At 67.0% G+C, this 15,520-nt stretch carries 12 protein-coding genes; 7 read left to right on the top strand and 5 right to left on the bottom strand.

From position 1 onward, the window contains the following. The first annotated feature begins 3 nt into the window (after positions 1 to 3). On the top strand, positions 4 to 987 hold the full coding sequence (hemB, locus tag ACGFI6_RS20955; RefSeq protein WP_393120847.1) for a porphobilinogen synthase: 984 nt from the start codon (positions 4 to 6) through the stop codon (positions 985 to 987). 7 nt (positions 988 to 994) lie between these two features. Here hemB and ACGFI6_RS20950 read toward each other — a convergent pair whose 3' ends face one another. Further along, positions 995 to 2,029, bottom strand: a complete 1,035-nt coding sequence (locus ACGFI6_RS20950) for a LacI family DNA-binding transcriptional regulator (RefSeq protein ID WP_393120845.1) — start codon at positions 2,027 to 2,029, stop codon at positions 995 to 997. Next, a complete protein-coding gene (locus ACGFI6_RS20945; protein ID WP_393120843.1) occupies positions 2,026 to 3,579 on the bottom strand; it encodes an FAD-dependent oxidoreductase in 1,554 nt (517 codons plus the stop codon). Before ACGFI6_RS20945 ends, ACGFI6_RS20950 begins: the two co-directional genes overlap by 4 nt. A 163-nt stretch (positions 3,580 to 3,742) precedes the next feature. On the opposite strand from ACGFI6_RS20945, the gene ACGFI6_RS20940 reads away from it, so the two are divergent. Genes ACGFI6_RS20940 through ACGFI6_RS20915 form a run of 6 tightly spaced genes read left to right on the top strand, consistent with a single transcriptional unit; the run spans position 3,743 to position 12,492 of the window. After that, on the top strand, positions 3,743 to 5,392 hold the full coding sequence (locus tag ACGFI6_RS20940) for an FAD-dependent oxidoreductase (RefSeq protein WP_393120842.1): 1,650 nt from the start codon (positions 3,743 to 3,745) through the stop codon (positions 5,390 to 5,392). 2 nt (positions 5,393 to 5,394) lie between these two features. Further along, positions 5,395 to 6,939: an FAD-dependent oxidoreductase gene (locus tag ACGFI6_RS20935; protein WP_393120840.1), complete on the top strand. Its 1,545-nt coding sequence runs from the start codon at positions 5,395 to 5,397 to the stop codon at positions 6,937 to 6,939. A gap of 12 nt (positions 6,940 to 6,951) precedes the next feature. Continuing rightward, positions 6,952 to 8,547 carry an extracellular solute-binding protein gene (locus ACGFI6_RS20930; protein WP_393120838.1) on the top strand — a complete coding sequence of 532 codons (1,596 nt, stop codon included), beginning with the start codon at positions 6,952 to 6,954 and terminating at the stop codon, positions 8,545 to 8,547. Positions 8,548 to 8,552: 5 nt separating this feature from the next. Further along, positions 8,553 to 9,515 carry an ABC transporter permease gene (locus ACGFI6_RS20925; protein WP_393120836.1) on the top strand — a complete coding sequence of 321 codons (963 nt, stop codon included), beginning with the start codon at positions 8,553 to 8,555 and terminating at the stop codon, positions 9,513 to 9,515. Next, positions 9,509 to 10,390, top strand: a complete 882-nt coding sequence (locus ACGFI6_RS20920) for a carbohydrate ABC transporter permease (RefSeq protein WP_393120834.1) — start codon at positions 9,509 to 9,511, stop codon at positions 10,388 to 10,390. The genes ACGFI6_RS20925 and ACGFI6_RS20920 overlap by 7 nt, the downstream gene beginning before the upstream one ends. Positions 10,391 to 10,422: 32 nt before the next feature. Continuing rightward, positions 10,423 to 12,492: a hypothetical protein gene (locus tag ACGFI6_RS20915; protein WP_393120832.1), complete on the top strand. Its 2,070-nt coding sequence runs from the start codon at positions 10,423 to 10,425 to the stop codon at positions 12,490 to 12,492. 15 nt (positions 12,493 to 12,507) lie between these two features. On the opposite strand, the gene ACGFI6_RS20910 is transcribed toward ACGFI6_RS20915, so the two are convergent. Genes ACGFI6_RS20910 through ACGFI6_RS20900 form a run of 3 tightly spaced genes read right to left on the bottom strand, consistent with a single transcriptional unit; the run spans position 12,508 to position 15,507 of the window. Beyond that, positions 12,508 to 13,332 (bottom strand): carbohydrate ABC transporter permease, encoded by an 825-nt coding sequence (locus ACGFI6_RS20910; RefSeq protein WP_393120830.1) that lies wholly within the window; start codon positions 13,330 to 13,332, stop codon positions 12,508 to 12,510. After that, a complete protein-coding gene (locus ACGFI6_RS20905) occupies positions 13,322 to 14,260 on the bottom strand; it encodes a carbohydrate ABC transporter permease (RefSeq protein WP_393120828.1) in 939 nt (312 codons plus the stop codon). Before ACGFI6_RS20905 ends, ACGFI6_RS20910 begins: the two co-directional genes overlap by 11 nt. Next, positions 14,257 to 15,507 (bottom strand): ABC transporter substrate-binding protein, encoded by a 1,251-nt coding sequence (locus ACGFI6_RS20900; RefSeq protein ID WP_393120826.1) that lies wholly within the window; start codon positions 15,505 to 15,507, stop codon positions 14,257 to 14,259. The genes ACGFI6_RS20905 and ACGFI6_RS20900 overlap by 4 nt, the downstream gene beginning before the upstream one ends. Positions 15,508 to 15,520: the final 13 nt, after the last annotated feature.

Raw genomic sequence — 15,520 nt, 5'->3', positions numbered from 1 at the left:
CCTGTGTCCGGATTCCCGGAAGTGAGGCCGCGCCGGCTTCGGTCGTCGGCGGCGATGCGCAGACTGGTCGCGGAGACCACCCTCGAGCCGCGGCAGCTGATCCTGCCGATGTTCGTCCGGGAGGACGCGCGGGAGCCGATCCCGATCCGGTCCATGCCGGGCGTCGTGCAGCACACCCGGGACACGGCACGGAAGGCGGTCGCCGAGGCGGCTCAGCTCGGGCTGGGCGGCGTGATGCTGTTCGGCGTACCGACCTCGAAGGACCCGGAAGGCTCCGGCGCCCTGGACCCCGACGGCATCCTGAACGTGGCGATCGCCGACGCGGTCTCCGAGGTCGGCGACTCGCTGCTGGTGATGTCGGACCTCTGCCTGGACGAGTTCACGTCCCACGGGCACTGCGGCGTGCTCGACGCCGACGGCCGCGTGGACAACGACGCGACGCTGTCGATCTACGCGGAGATGGGCGTTGCGCAGGCAACCGCCGGCGCGCACGTCGTCGGTCCGTCCGGGATGATGGACGGCCAGGTCGGCGTCGTCCGGGCCGCGCTGGACAAGGCCGGGTTCATCGACACGGTCATCCTCGCGTACGCCGTGAAGTACGCGTCGGCGTTCTTCGGCCCCTTCCGCGAGGCCGTCGACTCGTCGCTGACCGGCGACCGGAAGACGTACCAGCAGGACAACGCCAACGCCCGCGACGCGATCCGCGAGGTCGACCTCGACATCGCCGAGGGCGCCGACCTCGTGATGGTGAAGCCGGCCCTCGCGTACCTCGACATCATCCGCCAGGTCCGCGACCACGTGAACGTCCCCGTCGCCGCCTACAACATCTCCGGCGAGTACGCGATGGTAGAAGCCGCCGCCGCCAACGGCTGGATCGACCGCGAGGCCGCCATCCTCGAAACCCTGACGGCCATCCGCCGAGCCGGCGCCGACACAATCCTCACCTACTGGGCCACAGAAACCGCCCAACTCCTCACCCACCGCTGAGGTAAAGCTAGGCGCGCGGCGGTGGGCCGACGGTGGCTTCCAGGGTGTGTTCGCAGGGGAGCAGGATCTGGCGATCGTAGTCGCCGTCGGGGTCGGTCAGGAGGTTGGTGAGGAGGCGGACCGCACGGCGGCCCATGGCGTTGCGGGGGACCCGTAACATTGCCCATGGCAACGATCCGATCTCGGTCTCGTCGTCGACCAGTAGCACGACGGACAGGTCGCCCGGCACCGACAGCCCACGGAGGCTGAGCATTGCGGCGAGCACCCGCAGCAGGCTGACCGACTCCACCAGGATCGCGGTTGTGTGGTCCGCAAGCGCCCGGTCCAGCCAGCCCGTCGTCAGCCCGGACGGTTGTGCGAACACCGGCTCCGGTACCGGCAGGTCGTACCGTTCCAGGGCGCCGGCGAAGCCGGTCCACCGATCCTCCTGCGGTTCGTCGCGCGACTGCTCACCGAGGTACGCGAACGCTCGGTGGCCCAGCGCGACGAGGTTGTCGACGATCTCCCCGGTCGCGGTCCGGTAGTCGCCGCCGACATAGCTGATCGGGGCGTCGGGCACCTCGCGATGACCGACGTACACGAACGGATAGCCCTCGTACGCCAACTGGGCAAGATCCCCCCGGTCCGCGTGATGACCGAGCAGCAGACTGCCGGACGCCTGCTGGAGCCCGTTCGTGCCGTCCGTGAAGATCCGCCGTACGCCGGACTCGTCCGGAGCGGCCGTGAACAGCACCAGGTTGCAGCCTTCCACCGCGGCCTGCTCCTCGATCCCGCGGAGGAACTCGAAGTAGTAGTCCCGCGAACTCGTCGGGAAGATCGGCTCGAACGTGTGCACGCCGAGCAGATGTGGTGTCGTCCGGGCCACTCGTCGTTGCCCGCTCGGCGCGTACTGCAACCGCCGTGCGGCGTCCAGCACCCGGCGCTGCGTACCGGCGGAGATCCGCCCGAGGTCCGCCGTACCGTTCATCACCATCGAGACGGTCGACTGCGACACGCCGGCCGCCTTCGCCACGTCCGCCTGCCGCGATGCAATCTTTTTCATGCCGCCTCCCCTCTGGGCCACCCCACGATGCCACCCGACCCGGTCAGTTCCCGGCGTAGTACGTCGTACTCCACATCCTGTACGCCCACACCCGCTGCAACCGCGAGCGACGCAGCACAACCTGCCGCCTCGCCGACGGTCATGAACACAGGCTCCATCCGCACCGACGCGAAGGCCACATGCGAAGCCGAGACCGCGGCGGCGACCAGGAGATTCGTGCATTCGGACCGCCGCGGCACGATCGACCGGTACGAGATCCCGAACGGCCGGGTCAGCGCGACCTGTACGTTTCCCTCGTTGCGTGGATGCCCGCCGACGACGACCCGCTTCGCGTTGTGCGAGTCCATCACGTACGAGGCCACGGCGATCGGATCAGGTACGACGGTGCGCCCGGTGGCTTCGTGCTGGGTCACGACATGGTCCGAAATCATCCGCCGCCCTTCGCGGATGTACAACTGGTGCGGCCAATGGGACGTCTGCACGAACTCACCCGGCGCCAGACCGTAGGCAGTCGTGGCCGACCGCACCTCGGCCGGCAGGTCCGTGGACGTCGACAAGTAGTGCAGCAGCCCGGCCTGATACCGGACGTGGTCTTGGAACAGCTCCTCCCGGCGTGCATAGCCGGCCTCCGGCCACTCGTCGCTCGCCCCGATGTGGTCGGAGGAGAACGCGCCGTGGTTGTTCATGTCGAACACCCTGCCATGCACCTGCGTGGTCCGGCCGTACAGCTCGTAGATCCCGGCCTCGACATAGCGTCGGAGGAGTTCGTACCGGGACGCGTCGTACCCTTCCGGTCGCGGGAACGGGATCCGGCCGGGGCCGTTGGTGACGTGCAGCCGGAAGTTGTACGCCTGCACGTGCCGGTCGCCGGATCCGATCGGTCCGTGCGGTTCGGCCGAGATCCCGGGAAGCAGGCCGCTGGATGGTTGGCCGGGTACGACGTACGGGTCGACCGGCCGTTCGAACTGATGGTTGATGCTCCGCCGCACGCCGGCGATCGACTCGTCGTACGTCGCTGACGATTCGCGCCCGACCGTGTACGAGATGCCGGCCGCGGCGAGGAGATCTCCTTCGTACGAGGCGTCGACGAACATCTTGGCGCGGTAGCTCGAGCCGTTGTCCGTGCGGAGCTCAGTGATCCGGCCGCAGGCCTTCGTGACGTCGACCAGGTGTCGTCGACGATGCAGCACGACGTCCGCGTCGGCGAGCCGGCGCAGGAAGATCTCCTCGGCCACGTGGGCCTCGACCTTCCAGTACGGATCCGGAGCGCGGTACGCCGCCGCGACGGCCGCGTAGAAGGACCGCGCCGATCCACCGAGCGTCTGTCCGTCACCGACATCGGTCTCGCCGAGACCGGACGCGGTCATCCCGCCGACGCGGTCGTCGAAGGCCAGCAGAACGACGCGGAGTCCGGAGCGTGCCGCCCGGACCGCCGCGGTGACTCCGCCGGAGGTCGCGCCGTAAACGACGACATCGGCTTGCGTGGATTCCGCGGGCTCGGACATCGGTGCCGGGCGGTGGTACTGGAGACCTTCTAGAGCGAGCGTCATGCGGACTGTTGTATCAGCTGTTCTGCTAATAATCAGCAAATACCTGTGATCGCGAAATCCGCCTCTGACAGGCTATTGACAGCGGCGGATCGGACGAGCGTACGGTGATCGGCAACTCGGCGTGGAGAACTTTGCTGATCTATTAGCAGATATAAGGATGGTTGTGACCGATCGAGAGCTGAGCACCGGCCTGCTGGTGGTGGGCGGTGGCCTGGGTGGTGTGGCCGCGGCCCTGACCGCCGCCAAGCTCGGGTGCCAGGTGCTGCTGACCGAAGAAACCGACTGGCTCGGTGGACAGCTGACCGCGCAGGCGGTGCCGTCCGACGAGCACCCGTGGATCGAGAGCCCGCACATCTCGTCCGGCTATCGCGAACTGCGGGCGCGGATCCGGGACTACTACCGCCGCAACTATCCACTGACCGCCGCAGCGCTCGCCGAGCCCGCGCTCAACCCGGGCCTCGGCAACGTCAGCCGGCTCTGCAACGAGCCGCGCGTCGCCGTCGCCGTGATCGACGAACTGATGGCGCCGTACGTTTCCGCGGGCCGCATCACAGTGCTCTACAACCACCGGCCGACAGCCGCGACGACGGACGGCGACCGCGTCACCTCGGTCACGTTGCAAGGACCGGACGGTGCGGTCACCGCGACCGCACCCCTGATCGTCGACGCCACAGAGCTTGGTGACCTGCTCGAGCTCGCGGGCGTCGAGCACGTCATCGGTGCGGAGGCGCAGAACGAGACCGGCGAGCAGTACGCCGCCGAGGTCGCAGATCCGCTCGACCAGCAGGCGATCACCTGGTGCTTCCCGGTCGAGTACCGGCCCGGTGAAAACCACACGATCGAGCGGCCGGCGTCCTACGAGCACTGGAAGACGCACGTGGACCCGTTCTGGCCGGGGCCGCAGTTGTCTTGGGTCAAGGTCGACATCAAGACCATGGGCGGCCGCGAGAACCGGATCTTCGAGGTGGATCCGGACATTCCGCACGCAGCGGACCTGTGGCATTTCCGCCGGATCCGCGCCCGCAGCCAGTTCGACCGTTCGCTGATCGACACCGACATCTCCTTGGTGAACTGGCCGAACACCGACTACTGGGAGGCTGCACTGCTCGGTCCGGGCACCGACAAGGACCGCGCCCTGCAACGGTGCCGCGAGCTGTCCTTGTCGTATCTGCACTGGATGCAGACCGAGGCGCCGCGCCACGACGGCGGCACCGGCTACCCGGGGCTGAAGCTCCGCCCCGACCTGACCGGGACGCCGGACGGCCTGGCGAAATCGGCCTACATCCGCGAATCGCGACGGATCAGGGCGCGGTTCACGGTGCTCGAGCAGCACGTCGCCGTCGCCGACCGCGGCGACGCGGGGGCCGAGTTCTTCCGCGACGGCGTCGGCGTAGGGCACTACAACATCGACCTGCACCCGAGTACAGCTGGGATCAACTACGTCAACCTCGAGGTGTACCCGTTCCAGATCCCGCTCGGCGCACTGATCCCGCAACGGCTGCGGAACCTGCTGCCGGCGAACAAGAACATCGGCACCACGCATCTGACGAATGGTTGCTACCGGCTGCATCCGGTCGAGTGGAGCATCGGCGAGGCAGTCGGGGCGCTCGCCGCGCAGTGCCTCACAAACGGGACGGAGCCGCACGCGGTTGCCGACTCCGAGCAGCAGACCGAGGACCTGCAACGCGTGCTGACCGGGACGCTGAGCGTGCCGGTCAAGTGGCCGGACGACATCGCCCGTACGCGACCGTCGCAGGCCGTCGACCCGACGCCGCTGCATGCGGCGCCCGAGCGCCGGGTGAAGGTGAGCTGACCATGCCGCACGCGCAGCCGGGGCAACCCGGCGACTACGACGTCATCATCTACGGAGCCTCGCTCGCCGGAATCATGGCCGCCCTCCGGCTACGGCTGCGTGGCTATCGCAGCCTGGTGCTGGAGCCGACCGGTCATGTCGGCGGCATCGTGGCCGGTGGCCTGGTCAAGAGCGACACCCCGAACACGCTGGCCGCACTGGCCGGCTTGACCCACAGCCGCTTCTTCGGCGGCATCGCGGCCGAGTACGGCGCCGACGAACGGGCCGACGGCCCGCGGTACCGCTTCGAGCCCAAGGTTGCGGAACGCGTCGCCCGTCGGCTGCTCGACGAGGCCAAGTCCGACGTACTACTGAACGAGCGGATCCACGGCGCCGCCGATGTGGAGGTCCGCGGCGAGCGGATCCAGGCCGTTCGGACCAGCCAGGGCTGGCGGCGAGCAGGGGCCTTCGTGGATGCCTCGTACGAGGGCGACCTGATGGCGGCAGCCGGGGTCCCGTACGCGGTCGGTCGTGAGCCGGCGAGCCAGTACGACGAACCGCTCGGCGGGTTCCTGCCCGACCGGGCCTACCGCCGGCAGGCGTTCCGGCCGAACACGTTCTACCCGGTGAGGCCGATGCCGACCGAGGCGCCGGGCGACGGCGACGCCAAGGTGCAGGCGTACAACTTCCGCGGCGTCCTCGACAAGGGCCCGGACCGGATCCCGTTCGAGCAGCCCGACGGCTACGACCCGAAGCTCTATACGTACCTCGGGCAACTGCTCGAGCAGCGCGGGATCGCGGGGCTCTCGTCGATCGTCACGCACACGGCCTTGCTGCCGAACGACAAGTACCAGACGAACCAGGCGCTGTTCATCGGATTCGACCTACCGGGCGCATCCTGGGACTATCCGGACGGATCTTGGCAGCGGCGTGACGAGGTCATCGCGGAGCAGGTTCGCTGGCATCGGGGGATGCTCTACTGGCTGGCAAACGATCCGTCGCTTTCGGAAAGTTTCCGCAAGGACGCCGCGGTGTTCGGAATGCCATCGGACGAGTTTTCCGACAGTCCGTACGGGCAAGGGTTTCCGCACGCCCTCTACATCCGCGAGGCGCGCCGGATGGTCGGGCAGCGGGTGCTCACCCAGCACGACCTGCGGCGACCAGGAAACACCAAGGAAACCCCGGTCTGCTGCTGGAACTACGGCATCGACTGCCACATCGTCCAGTACTACGCGGAAGGCGACGACACGATCGTCGGCGAAGGCACGGTCACCGGCACGGAGAAGAACGGATCGGTCGACCTGTACCAACTGCCGGCAGAGGTGCTGTTCCCGGCCCGGGGCGGAGTCGGGAACCTCGTGGTTCCGATCTGCTTCTCGGCCAGCCACGTCGGCTACCTGTCCGCCCGGATGGAGCCGAACTACGGCATGCTCGGCGAGGCCGCCGGGGAGCTGCTGGCCCAGTCGCTGCAGACCGGCCAGGCCGTCCAGGACTACGACTACCCGGCGCTCGCCGCCGCCCTCACCGAGCACGGCAGCATCCTCTCGCTGCCCGAGCTTCAGAACTAGGAGAGTGCGCTCATGCAGTCCAACAGGCGGGACTTCCTGAAACTGACCGGCGGCGTCTCGTTGCTCGCGGCAACCTCCGGCACGATGCTGGCGGGCTGCGGCGAGTCCGACGGATCCGGCTCCGCGGCGAAGGCCGCCGCCAAGGCGACGCCGCCCGACTACACGCCCTACGCGGGCGTCAAGCCGGACCTGCCCGGGACGGCGGACGGCGTCATGCCGGGGTTCTTCAAGTACCCGCGGAAGCTCGTCGACGCCTACCAGGACAAGCCGGCCGACGGCGCGGGCGACATCAAGATCCTGACCAACATGTTCAACCCGGCGCCGCCCGGTGTCGGCAGCAACGCGTACTGGAAGGCCCTCAACGAGCGCGTCGGCGCGAACCTCGACATCACGATGACGCCGTCGGCGGACTACGTGAGCAAGTTGTCGACCGTGGTCGCGGGCGGCGACCTGCCGGACATCCTGCTGATCGCGTCCAAGTTCCCGAACCGCGGTGAGATGCTGACGAAGCTGTGCGCGGACCTGACCCCGCACCTGTCCGGAGCGGCGGTCAAGGACTACAAGTTCCTGGCGAACCTGCCGACCGACTCGTGGCTGCCGACGATGTACAAGGGCGGTATCCATGCCATTCCGATCTCGCGGTCGGTGATCGGCACCATCATGTTCAGCCGCGTCGACCTGATCAAGGCCAGGTCACTGAACCCGGAGCCGGCCGGCTACGCGGACTTCGCCGAGGTTGCGAAGGGCCTGACCGACGCGAAGGCGAACAAGTGGGCGTTCGGCTCGGCCAAGGGCGTGATCACGTTCGTCGGCAACATGCTCGGCGTACCGAACGTCTGGAAGGAGGACGGCGGAAAGTTCGTCTCCGAACTGGAAACGCCGGAGCGGAAGGAGGCGGTCGCCCGCACCGCCGAGCTGGTCAAGGCAGGCGTGTTCCACCCCGACGCGCTGGGCGGGAAGCTCCAGTTGCGGGATCTGTTCGGCAACGGCACGATCGCGCTGAACTCCGACGGGTACGCCGCGTGGGACCTGTTGGCCGACACGTACAGCGTCGACGTCGGCGGCATGCCGGTCCCCGGGTACGACGGCGGTAAGCCGGTGCAGCGAGAGGGCGCCGCGATCTTCGCGCTGACCGCGTTCAAGAAGGCGGACGACGACCGTGTCAAGCAGATGCTCCGGGTCTGCGACTGGCTGGCCGCGCCGCTCGGTACCAGCGAGTACATGTTCCGCAAGTTCGGTGCCGAAGGCATCCATTACACGTGGAAAAACGACAAGCCGGAGAAGACCTCGGTCGGCAAGACCCAGGTCGGTCTGCCGCTGGAGTACGTCGCCGACGCACCGAACGTCCTCGGTCCGTCGAACGAGCAGCGGGTCCGCACACAACGCGCGTACCAGGAGAAGATCGTCCCGAACCTGCTCGCGAATCCGGGCGCGGGCCTCTACTCCGCCACCTCGATCAGCAAGGCAGACGCGCTGGACAAGCTGATCAACGCAGCCGAGCTCGACATCGTCTCCGGCCGGAAACCGATCAGCAGCTGGGACGATGCCGTCGCCGACTGGAAGAAACGCGGCGGCGACAAGATCCGCGACGAGTACGCGAACCAGTGACGCTCGTGCTGCAGCGCAGAGCGGTTGCCCGGCGCAACCAGAAGACGCAGAAAACGTTGTCCGGATGGCAGCGGCTCCGGCGCGACCGGTTCCTGCTGCTGATCGGGCTGCCAGGGATCCTGCTGCTGATCCTGTTCCATTACGTTCCATTGCTCGGCAACGTGATCGCGTTCAAGGACTACGCGCCGTACCTCGGGATCAACGAGGCGCCCTGGGTCGGGCTGGACAACTTCCGGGTGGTCATCGACGGGGACCCGGACTTCATCAACGCACTGGTGAACACGCTGGTCATCTCCTGCATGCAGTTGGTGCTGGTCTTCCCGGTGCCGATCGCGCTTGCGCTGCTGCTGAACTCGCTGATCAGCGAGCGGTTGAAGCGGATCGCGCAGTCGATCCTCTACCTGCCGCACTTCATGTCGTGGGTGATCGTCGTAGCGATCTTCCAGCACATGCTGGGCAACGCCGGGCTCTACAACACCTGGGCCCGCGTCCACGACCTCCCGCTGCTGCGAATCATCGGGAATCCGGACCTGTTCATCCCGCTGATCACGTCGCAGGTGATCTGGAAGGATGCCGGCTGGAGCACGATCATCTTCCTGGCCGCGATGTCCCGCGTCGACACCCAGCTCTACGAATCGGTCGCCGTCGACGGCGGCGGGCGGTGGCGGCAGCTCTGGCACGTGACGCTGCCGGCGGTCCGGCCGGTGATCGTGTTGTTGCTGATCCTCCGGCTCGGCGACGTGCTGTCGGTCGGCTTCGAGCAGATCTTCCTGCAACAAGGACCGGTCGGGCTGGACGCGTCCGAAGTGCTGGACACCTATGTCTACAACCGCGGCATCGTCGGCGGGAACTGGGGCGTCGCGGCCGCGGTCGGCCTGGTGAAGGGCCTGATCGGCACGATTCTCGTCCTGGGTGCGAACAAGGTCGCCCACCTGTTCGGTGAGAGAGGGGTGTACTCGAAATGGTGAACCTGATCACCGGCGCCGCGCCTCCCAGCACCGGCGTCCGCGGCCTGAAAGGCGTCGTACTCATCGTCGCCTGCGCGCTCGTGCTGATCCCGTTCGTGGCCGTCATCTCGACCTCCCTCGCCGATCAGCAGCAGATCACCAGTTCCGGTGGTTACGTGCTGTTTCCGCACGAGCCGTCGTTCGCAGCGTACGAAGCGATCTTCCGCGGCGGCGTCGTCACCCGAGCGACGATCGTCTCCGTCTTGCTGACCGTAGTCGGATCCGGACTGTCGATCGTGGTCGTGGTCTCGATCGCGTACTCGCTGTCGCGGCCCGGGTCATGGGGGCAGCGGCCGTTGTTGTTCATCGTCCTCTTCACCCTGCTGTTCAGCGCCGGCATCATCCCGAACTACCTGCTGATCAAGGAGCTCGGTCTGATCGACTCGTACTGGGCTCTGATCCTGCCGGGCCTGACCAGCGCCTTCCAGATCATCATTGTCCGCGCGTTCTTCCTCGACGTACCTTCCGAGATCATTGACGCGGCCCGGATCGACGGCGCGAACGAACTGCAGATCCTGACCCGGGTGATGCTGCCGCTGTCGAAGGCGGTCGTCGCCGTGGTGGGGTTGTTCAGCGCGGTCGGCTACTGGAACGCGTACTTCAACGCGATCCTCTACATCAACTCACCAGAGAAGTGGCCGTTGCAGCTGGTGCTGCGCACCTACGTCGTCGACAACACGCAGGTCGGCGGCGACCTCCCCGGGGAGGTGATGCCACCACAGCAGTCGCTGCAGATGGCGATCCTCGTCGTCTCCCTGGTTCCGATCTGCCTGGTCTACCCCTTCCTGCAGAAGCACTTCGCCAAGGGTGTAGTGCTCGGGGCAGTGAAGGGCTGAGTCCGAAATCCCCGTTCGAGAAAGGTTCCGCCATGCCTTCCGACGAGTTACACCCGCCTGCCCGACTGAGCCGCCGTACCCTGTCTCTCCTCGGGGTTACCGGCCTTGCCACCGCCGTCGCCACCCAGCCTGCACAGGCGGCCGACAAGAAGCCCGTGTTCAGCCCGGCCGCCGGTGTCGCGAACACGGTTTCCGACCTGCGCGGAATGCCTGGCACGACCGACGGCGAACAGTTGCTCCTCCTTGGCCACACCGTGCCCGGTCTCGGCGCGGGCGTTGTCTACTGGGATGCCGATGCGACCGAGCCGGACGACGACGGCATGGTGTTCGCCGTCACCGGTACGGCGACCGGTCGCTGGAAACGTCCGCGCACGCACGAGATCGACCTGTCCTGGTACGGCGTCACCGGCGCCGGGACGTCGGACGACTCGAACCGGCTGCAGAACGCCGTGAACGCGTTGCCTGCGGGCGGCACGATCACGATGGGTCCGGGCACGGTCCGGCTCGCGCACACGATCACCGTCACCCGTGTTCCGATCGTCTTCCAGGGCGCCGGCGCGAGTGACGAGTTCACCTCAGGCACGCAGGTCCTGCTCGCCACCGGGGCAGCCGACGGTTTCGTGCTGTCCGGTGTGCACGGTGGCGGCTTCCGGGATCTGCAGATGCACGGTGAAGGCCTGACCGGCGGGGCGATGGTCAGGACCGAGCAGGCGAGCGACGTCGGAAACTATCTGCTCTCGTTCTCCGACTGCAGATTCATGGACGGCTACAACGGCATCATCCTGCGCAGCGCCAACACGGTTCGATTCCGGAACTGTGTCTGGAACGGATTCTCCGGCCAGCAGGTGATCCTGCTGAACGGGCAGAACAATGTGTCGCGGGCAGATCCGGTCGAGTTCGTCCAGTGTGCAGTCGCCGCCGGTACCGCGCACCCCGACGTCGACAACGTGGTGATCGACGGGCAGGGCGGCTCGATCAAGTTCATTGCGACCGCCATCTTGTTCGGTCACCACGGGATCTGGATGCGCAACACCACCGGCGAGGGGCTGCCGAAGTTCCTGTATTTCGAAGGCGGCGGGTTCGAGAACGGTCACGGCGTACCGGTGTTGCTGGAGGCGGGTGCTCAGGCGCAGTTCATCAACACCTATATCTCGGCCGACAACGCCGAGGACGCGATTCGCGTCGGCGCGGGGTTCACCGGGACCGCGACGTTCGCGAACTCGGTGATCCGCGGCTGCGGCCGGCACGGAATCGACATCGCATCGACCCGGATCACCGTTACCGGCTGCCTGATCGGCAACAACGGGCGGATGGCGCATCCCACGTTCGCCCAGCAGATCACCGGCATCGCTACGAGCGCTGCAGGTGTCCGGATCACCACAGCCGCACCGCACACCTGGGAGACCGACGACCGGGTCACGCTGCAGGACGTCGGCGGTGCCACCGAGCTCAACGCCGCCTGGCCGATCGCGATCGTCGACGCGACGTCGTTCGACCTGATCGGTGCGTCCTTGAGTCACGCCTGGACGACGGGAGGTGTGGTGTTCCGCAACGGGTCCGGCATCAACCTGCGCTCGACCGCGAGCCGGATCGTGATCACCGGCAACGCGATCGGTGGGCTGGCCGACGGCGTCAATCGGCAGGAGTACGGCATCGTCAACCGCAGCACGGATGTCCTTGCGGCCAGCAACGAGCTGACCGGCAACGTCACCGGTCCTTACCTTGCCTATGAAGCAGCCAGATTCACCGGCAACAAGGGCGTTGAGCAGACCGACGGCCGGCTCACCCTGCGCTTGCCCGACACGGTCACCGACGGCGTCTACGACTTCACGGACCTCCTGTACGTCGACGGCCGCCCGATCCGCGTCACGCGAGTAGCCCGTGCTCTCGCCACCGGCTCGTGCAGCATCCGCCTCGAAACCAATGGAACGCCGCTCGGCGGCGCGCCCATCGGTGTCACGACCGCTGCGCAGACCACCAAGCTGGCCAGCCCGATTCCGATCGACGGCACGGCCGACCCGGTCCGCCTGCAGGTCCACGTCACCGACGCGGCCACAGCGACTGGCTTGGCGGTCCAGTTCGGCTACCAGGTCCAGGCCTGAGTGCGAAGGCCTCGCTCAGCCCTTCAAACCGGATTGGGCGAGGCCTTCTACGAATTGGCGTTGGGCCAGTACGAAGATTATTAGGACGGGGAGGGCGGAGAGGGTGGCGGCGGCCAGTTGGGTGTTCCACATGGGGCCGCCGTAGGCGTCTACGTACTGGGTGAGGGCTTGCGGGATGGTGAACTTCTGTTTGGAGGAGAGGAAGACGATCGGCTCCAGGTAGAGGTTCCAGCTGTGCAGGAAGGTGAAGATCGCCACCGCGCCGATCGCTGGTCGGGCCAACGGTAGGCAGACGCGCCAGAAGAGGCCGAAGCGGCCGAGGCCGTCGACGCGGCCGGCTTCCTCGAGTTCGACCGGGAGGGTGATGAAGAACTGCCGCATGATGAACGTCGCCAGTACGCTCGGCGCGCCCAGCATCGGGATCAGGATCAGCGGCCAGTGCGTGTCCACCAGCCCGAACGCGTCGAACATCTTGTACAGCGGGATGATCGTCACCTCGTTCGGCACCAGCAGCCCGCTCAATACGATCACGAACACGATCCCGGATCCACGGAACCTGATCCGCGCGAACGCGTACCCGGCCAGCGCCGACACCGCGAGCGTCCCGATCGTCACCACCAGCGCGATGTAGAGGCTGTTCAGGTACTGCCGGCCGAACGGCTGCAGCTCGAACACCTGCCGGTACGCGTCCAGCGTCGGCGATCCGGGGAGCAGTGACGGCGGGAACGAGAAGATCTCCGCCACCGGCTTGAGTGACGTCGTCGCCATCCACCAGATCGGGAACACGAACGGCACACAGCACACCAGCAACACGCCGTACACGAGCAGCTTAAGCCTCATGGAACACCCATCTCCGCCGCATCCGCCACTGGATCACGGTCAGCACGAGCACGATCAGGAACAGCAGCAGCGACAGCGTCGCGCCGTACCCGAAGTGATGGAACTGGAACGCCTGCTGGTACAGGTAGTAGACGAGCACGGTCGTCGAAGTCCCCGGACCGCCTTGGGTCAGTACGGCGATCTGCGCGAACACCTGCAGCGACCCGACGATCGTCAGGATCATCGTCAACAGGATCGTTGGACTGATCAACGGTACGGTCACGCGCCGGAACCGCGCCCACGCGGACGCACCGTCGATCCGGGCCGCCTCGTACAGCTCCGCCGGAACGCCCTGCAGCGCGGCCAGGAACAGCACCATGTTCAACCCGACGTTCTTGAAGAGCTGCACGACGATCACCGACACCATCGCCGTGCCGCCGGAGCGCAGCCAGTTCGGGCCGTCGATGCCGAAGACGTGCAGGAACGCGTTCACGCCGCCGTTGTCCTGCAGCAGGAAACCCCACACGATCGTCCACGCGACGAGCGTCACCACGACCGGTGAGAAGAACAGTGTCCGGAAGATCACGGTGCCGCGGAGCTTCTGGTTCAGCAGAACGGCGAGGAACAGGGCCAGGCTGAGGTTCAGCACCACGAGCCCGACCGAGAACAAACCCGTTGCCCTAAGCACCGGTCCGAGCTGCTGGTCGTCGGCGATCGCCGCGTAGTTGTCGCCGCCGACGAACTCGAACGTTCCGCCCAGCACGTTCCACTCGTGGACGCTGTACCAGACGACGAGCCCGAGCGGAACCAGAACGAACGCGACGATGCCGGCCAGTTGCGGCGCGACCATCAGCCAGCCGGCCAGGGTGTCGCGACGCCGCATCGTCCAGTACGGAGCCCGCGCCGCCGGCACCACCGGCCGCGCGGGCTTCTCGAGCATCAGGGTCATTTCGCCAGCAGGGGGTTGATCTTCGAGCAGACGCCGGACAGTACGGTCTTGACGTCCGCGTCCGGCTTCCAGAGCGGGTCGAGGGCGCCACGTACGGTCTGCTGCAGCTCCGCGTACCCGGTGTGGCTGGGCTTGATGGTGCCGTTCTCGATGCCCTTGACCACAACGCTGTCGAGTTGGGCCGGCTTGAGCAGCGGGTTCGCCTTGGCGAGCGAGGCGGCGTTCAGCTCGGACTTCCGCGGCGGCGGGAAGAACTCCGCCAGCTTGGCCGAGTTCTGCGCGTTGCTGAAGTAGGCGAGGAACTGCTTGGCGGCGTCCGCGTGCTTGCCACGCTTGAAGACGCCGATCCCGGCCTGTCCGACGACGGAGTAGTCGCCCGCCGGTCCTTTCGGCAGCGGCACCAGATCCCAGTGGAACTTGGCCTTCTCGAGCAGCGCCGCCCGGCTGATCTGGGTCAGCACCATCGACGAGTCACCGGCGAAGAAGTCCTTGGTCACGCCCGGACCCGGCATCCCCTTGTCGGTGAAGATCATCTTGTGGACGAACGTCATCGCGTCGACCATCTGTGGCTGGTCGAACTGGCAGCTCTTCCCGTCCTCGCTCCACGGCCGCGCGCCCCAGCCGGACCAGATCGCGTTCAGCGTGTCCCAGCCCTTGTAGTCGAAGTCACCGACCACCAGGCCGCCCTTGGCGGTCTTGGCCTGTACGGCGGCAGCGGTCTTCGCCGCCTCGTCCCAGGTCCACGTCCCGGCGGTGATCTGCTCCGCCGGCGCCGGCCGCCCGGCCGCCTTCACCAGGTCGGTGTTGACGAACACGCCCAGCGGCGAGGTGGAGAACGGGTACGCGTACAGCTTGCCGTCCTTCTCCCAGTTGGCGGTCGTACTCGGCACCAGGTCGGCGTCCTTGTCGATCGGCTCCAGCGCGCCGGAGCTGACGAAGTCCGGCGCGTTGCTCTCGAAGATCCACGCCAGGTCGGGGACGTTGCCGCCGCCGATCTGCGTGGTCAACGTGGTGGTATAGCTGTCGAACGGGATCGATTCGAAGGTGATCTTCCCGATCTCCGGGTGGTCCTTCTTGTAGTCGGTGGCGATCTGGTCGAACAGCGCGAGGTGCTTGGCGTTCGCGCTCCAGATCGTCATCCGCAGGTCGATCGGCCCGCTGCTGCTCGAGCCGGAGCCGGAGCCGCCGCCGCAGCCGGCCGCGGCCAGCAGTGCTGCCGCGGACAGTGCCGCTGTCAGGATCTTCATCTCAGGGGTCCTC

The organism is Kribbella sp. NPDC048928 (genome assembly GCF_043197975.1).
GTDB lineage: Bacteria > Actinomycetota > Actinomycetes > Propionibacteriales > Kribbellaceae > Kribbella.
Note: the sequence above shows the minus strand (reverse complement) of the source record. Positions and strands in the feature narration are given on the sequence as shown.

Coding starts and splice junctions, on each gene's coding strand:
- ACGFI6_RS20950 (WP_393120845.1), bottom strand. CDS start 2,029: ATGAAAAAGATTGCATCGCGGCAGGCGGACGTGGCGAAGGCGGCCGGC.
- ACGFI6_RS20900 (WP_393120826.1), bottom strand. CDS start 15,507: ATGAAGATCCTGACAGCGGCACTGTCCGCGGCAGCACTGCTGGCCGCG.
- ACGFI6_RS20930 (WP_393120838.1), top strand. CDS start 6,952: ATGCAGTCCAACAGGCGGGACTTCCTGAAACTGACCGGCGGCGTCTCG.
- ACGFI6_RS20920 (WP_393120834.1), top strand. CDS start 9,509: ATGGTGAACCTGATCACCGGCGCCGCGCCTCCCAGCACCGGCGTCCGC.
- ACGFI6_RS20915 (WP_393120832.1), top strand. CDS start 10,423: ATGCCTTCCGACGAGTTACACCCGCCTGCCCGACTGAGCCGCCGTACC.
- ACGFI6_RS20910 (WP_393120830.1), bottom strand. CDS start 13,332: ATGAGGCTTAAGCTGCTCGTGTACGGCGTGTTGCTGGTGTGCTGTGTG.
- ACGFI6_RS20935 (WP_393120840.1), top strand. CDS start 5,395: ATGCCGCACGCGCAGCCGGGGCAACCCGGCGACTACGACGTCATCATC.
- ACGFI6_RS20945 (WP_393120843.1), bottom strand. CDS start 3,579: ATGACGCTCGCTCTAGAAGGTCTCCAGTACCACCGCCCGGCACCGATG.
- ACGFI6_RS20905 (WP_393120828.1), bottom strand. CDS start 14,260: ATGACCCTGATGCTCGAGAAGCCCGCGCGGCCGGTGGTGCCGGCGGCG.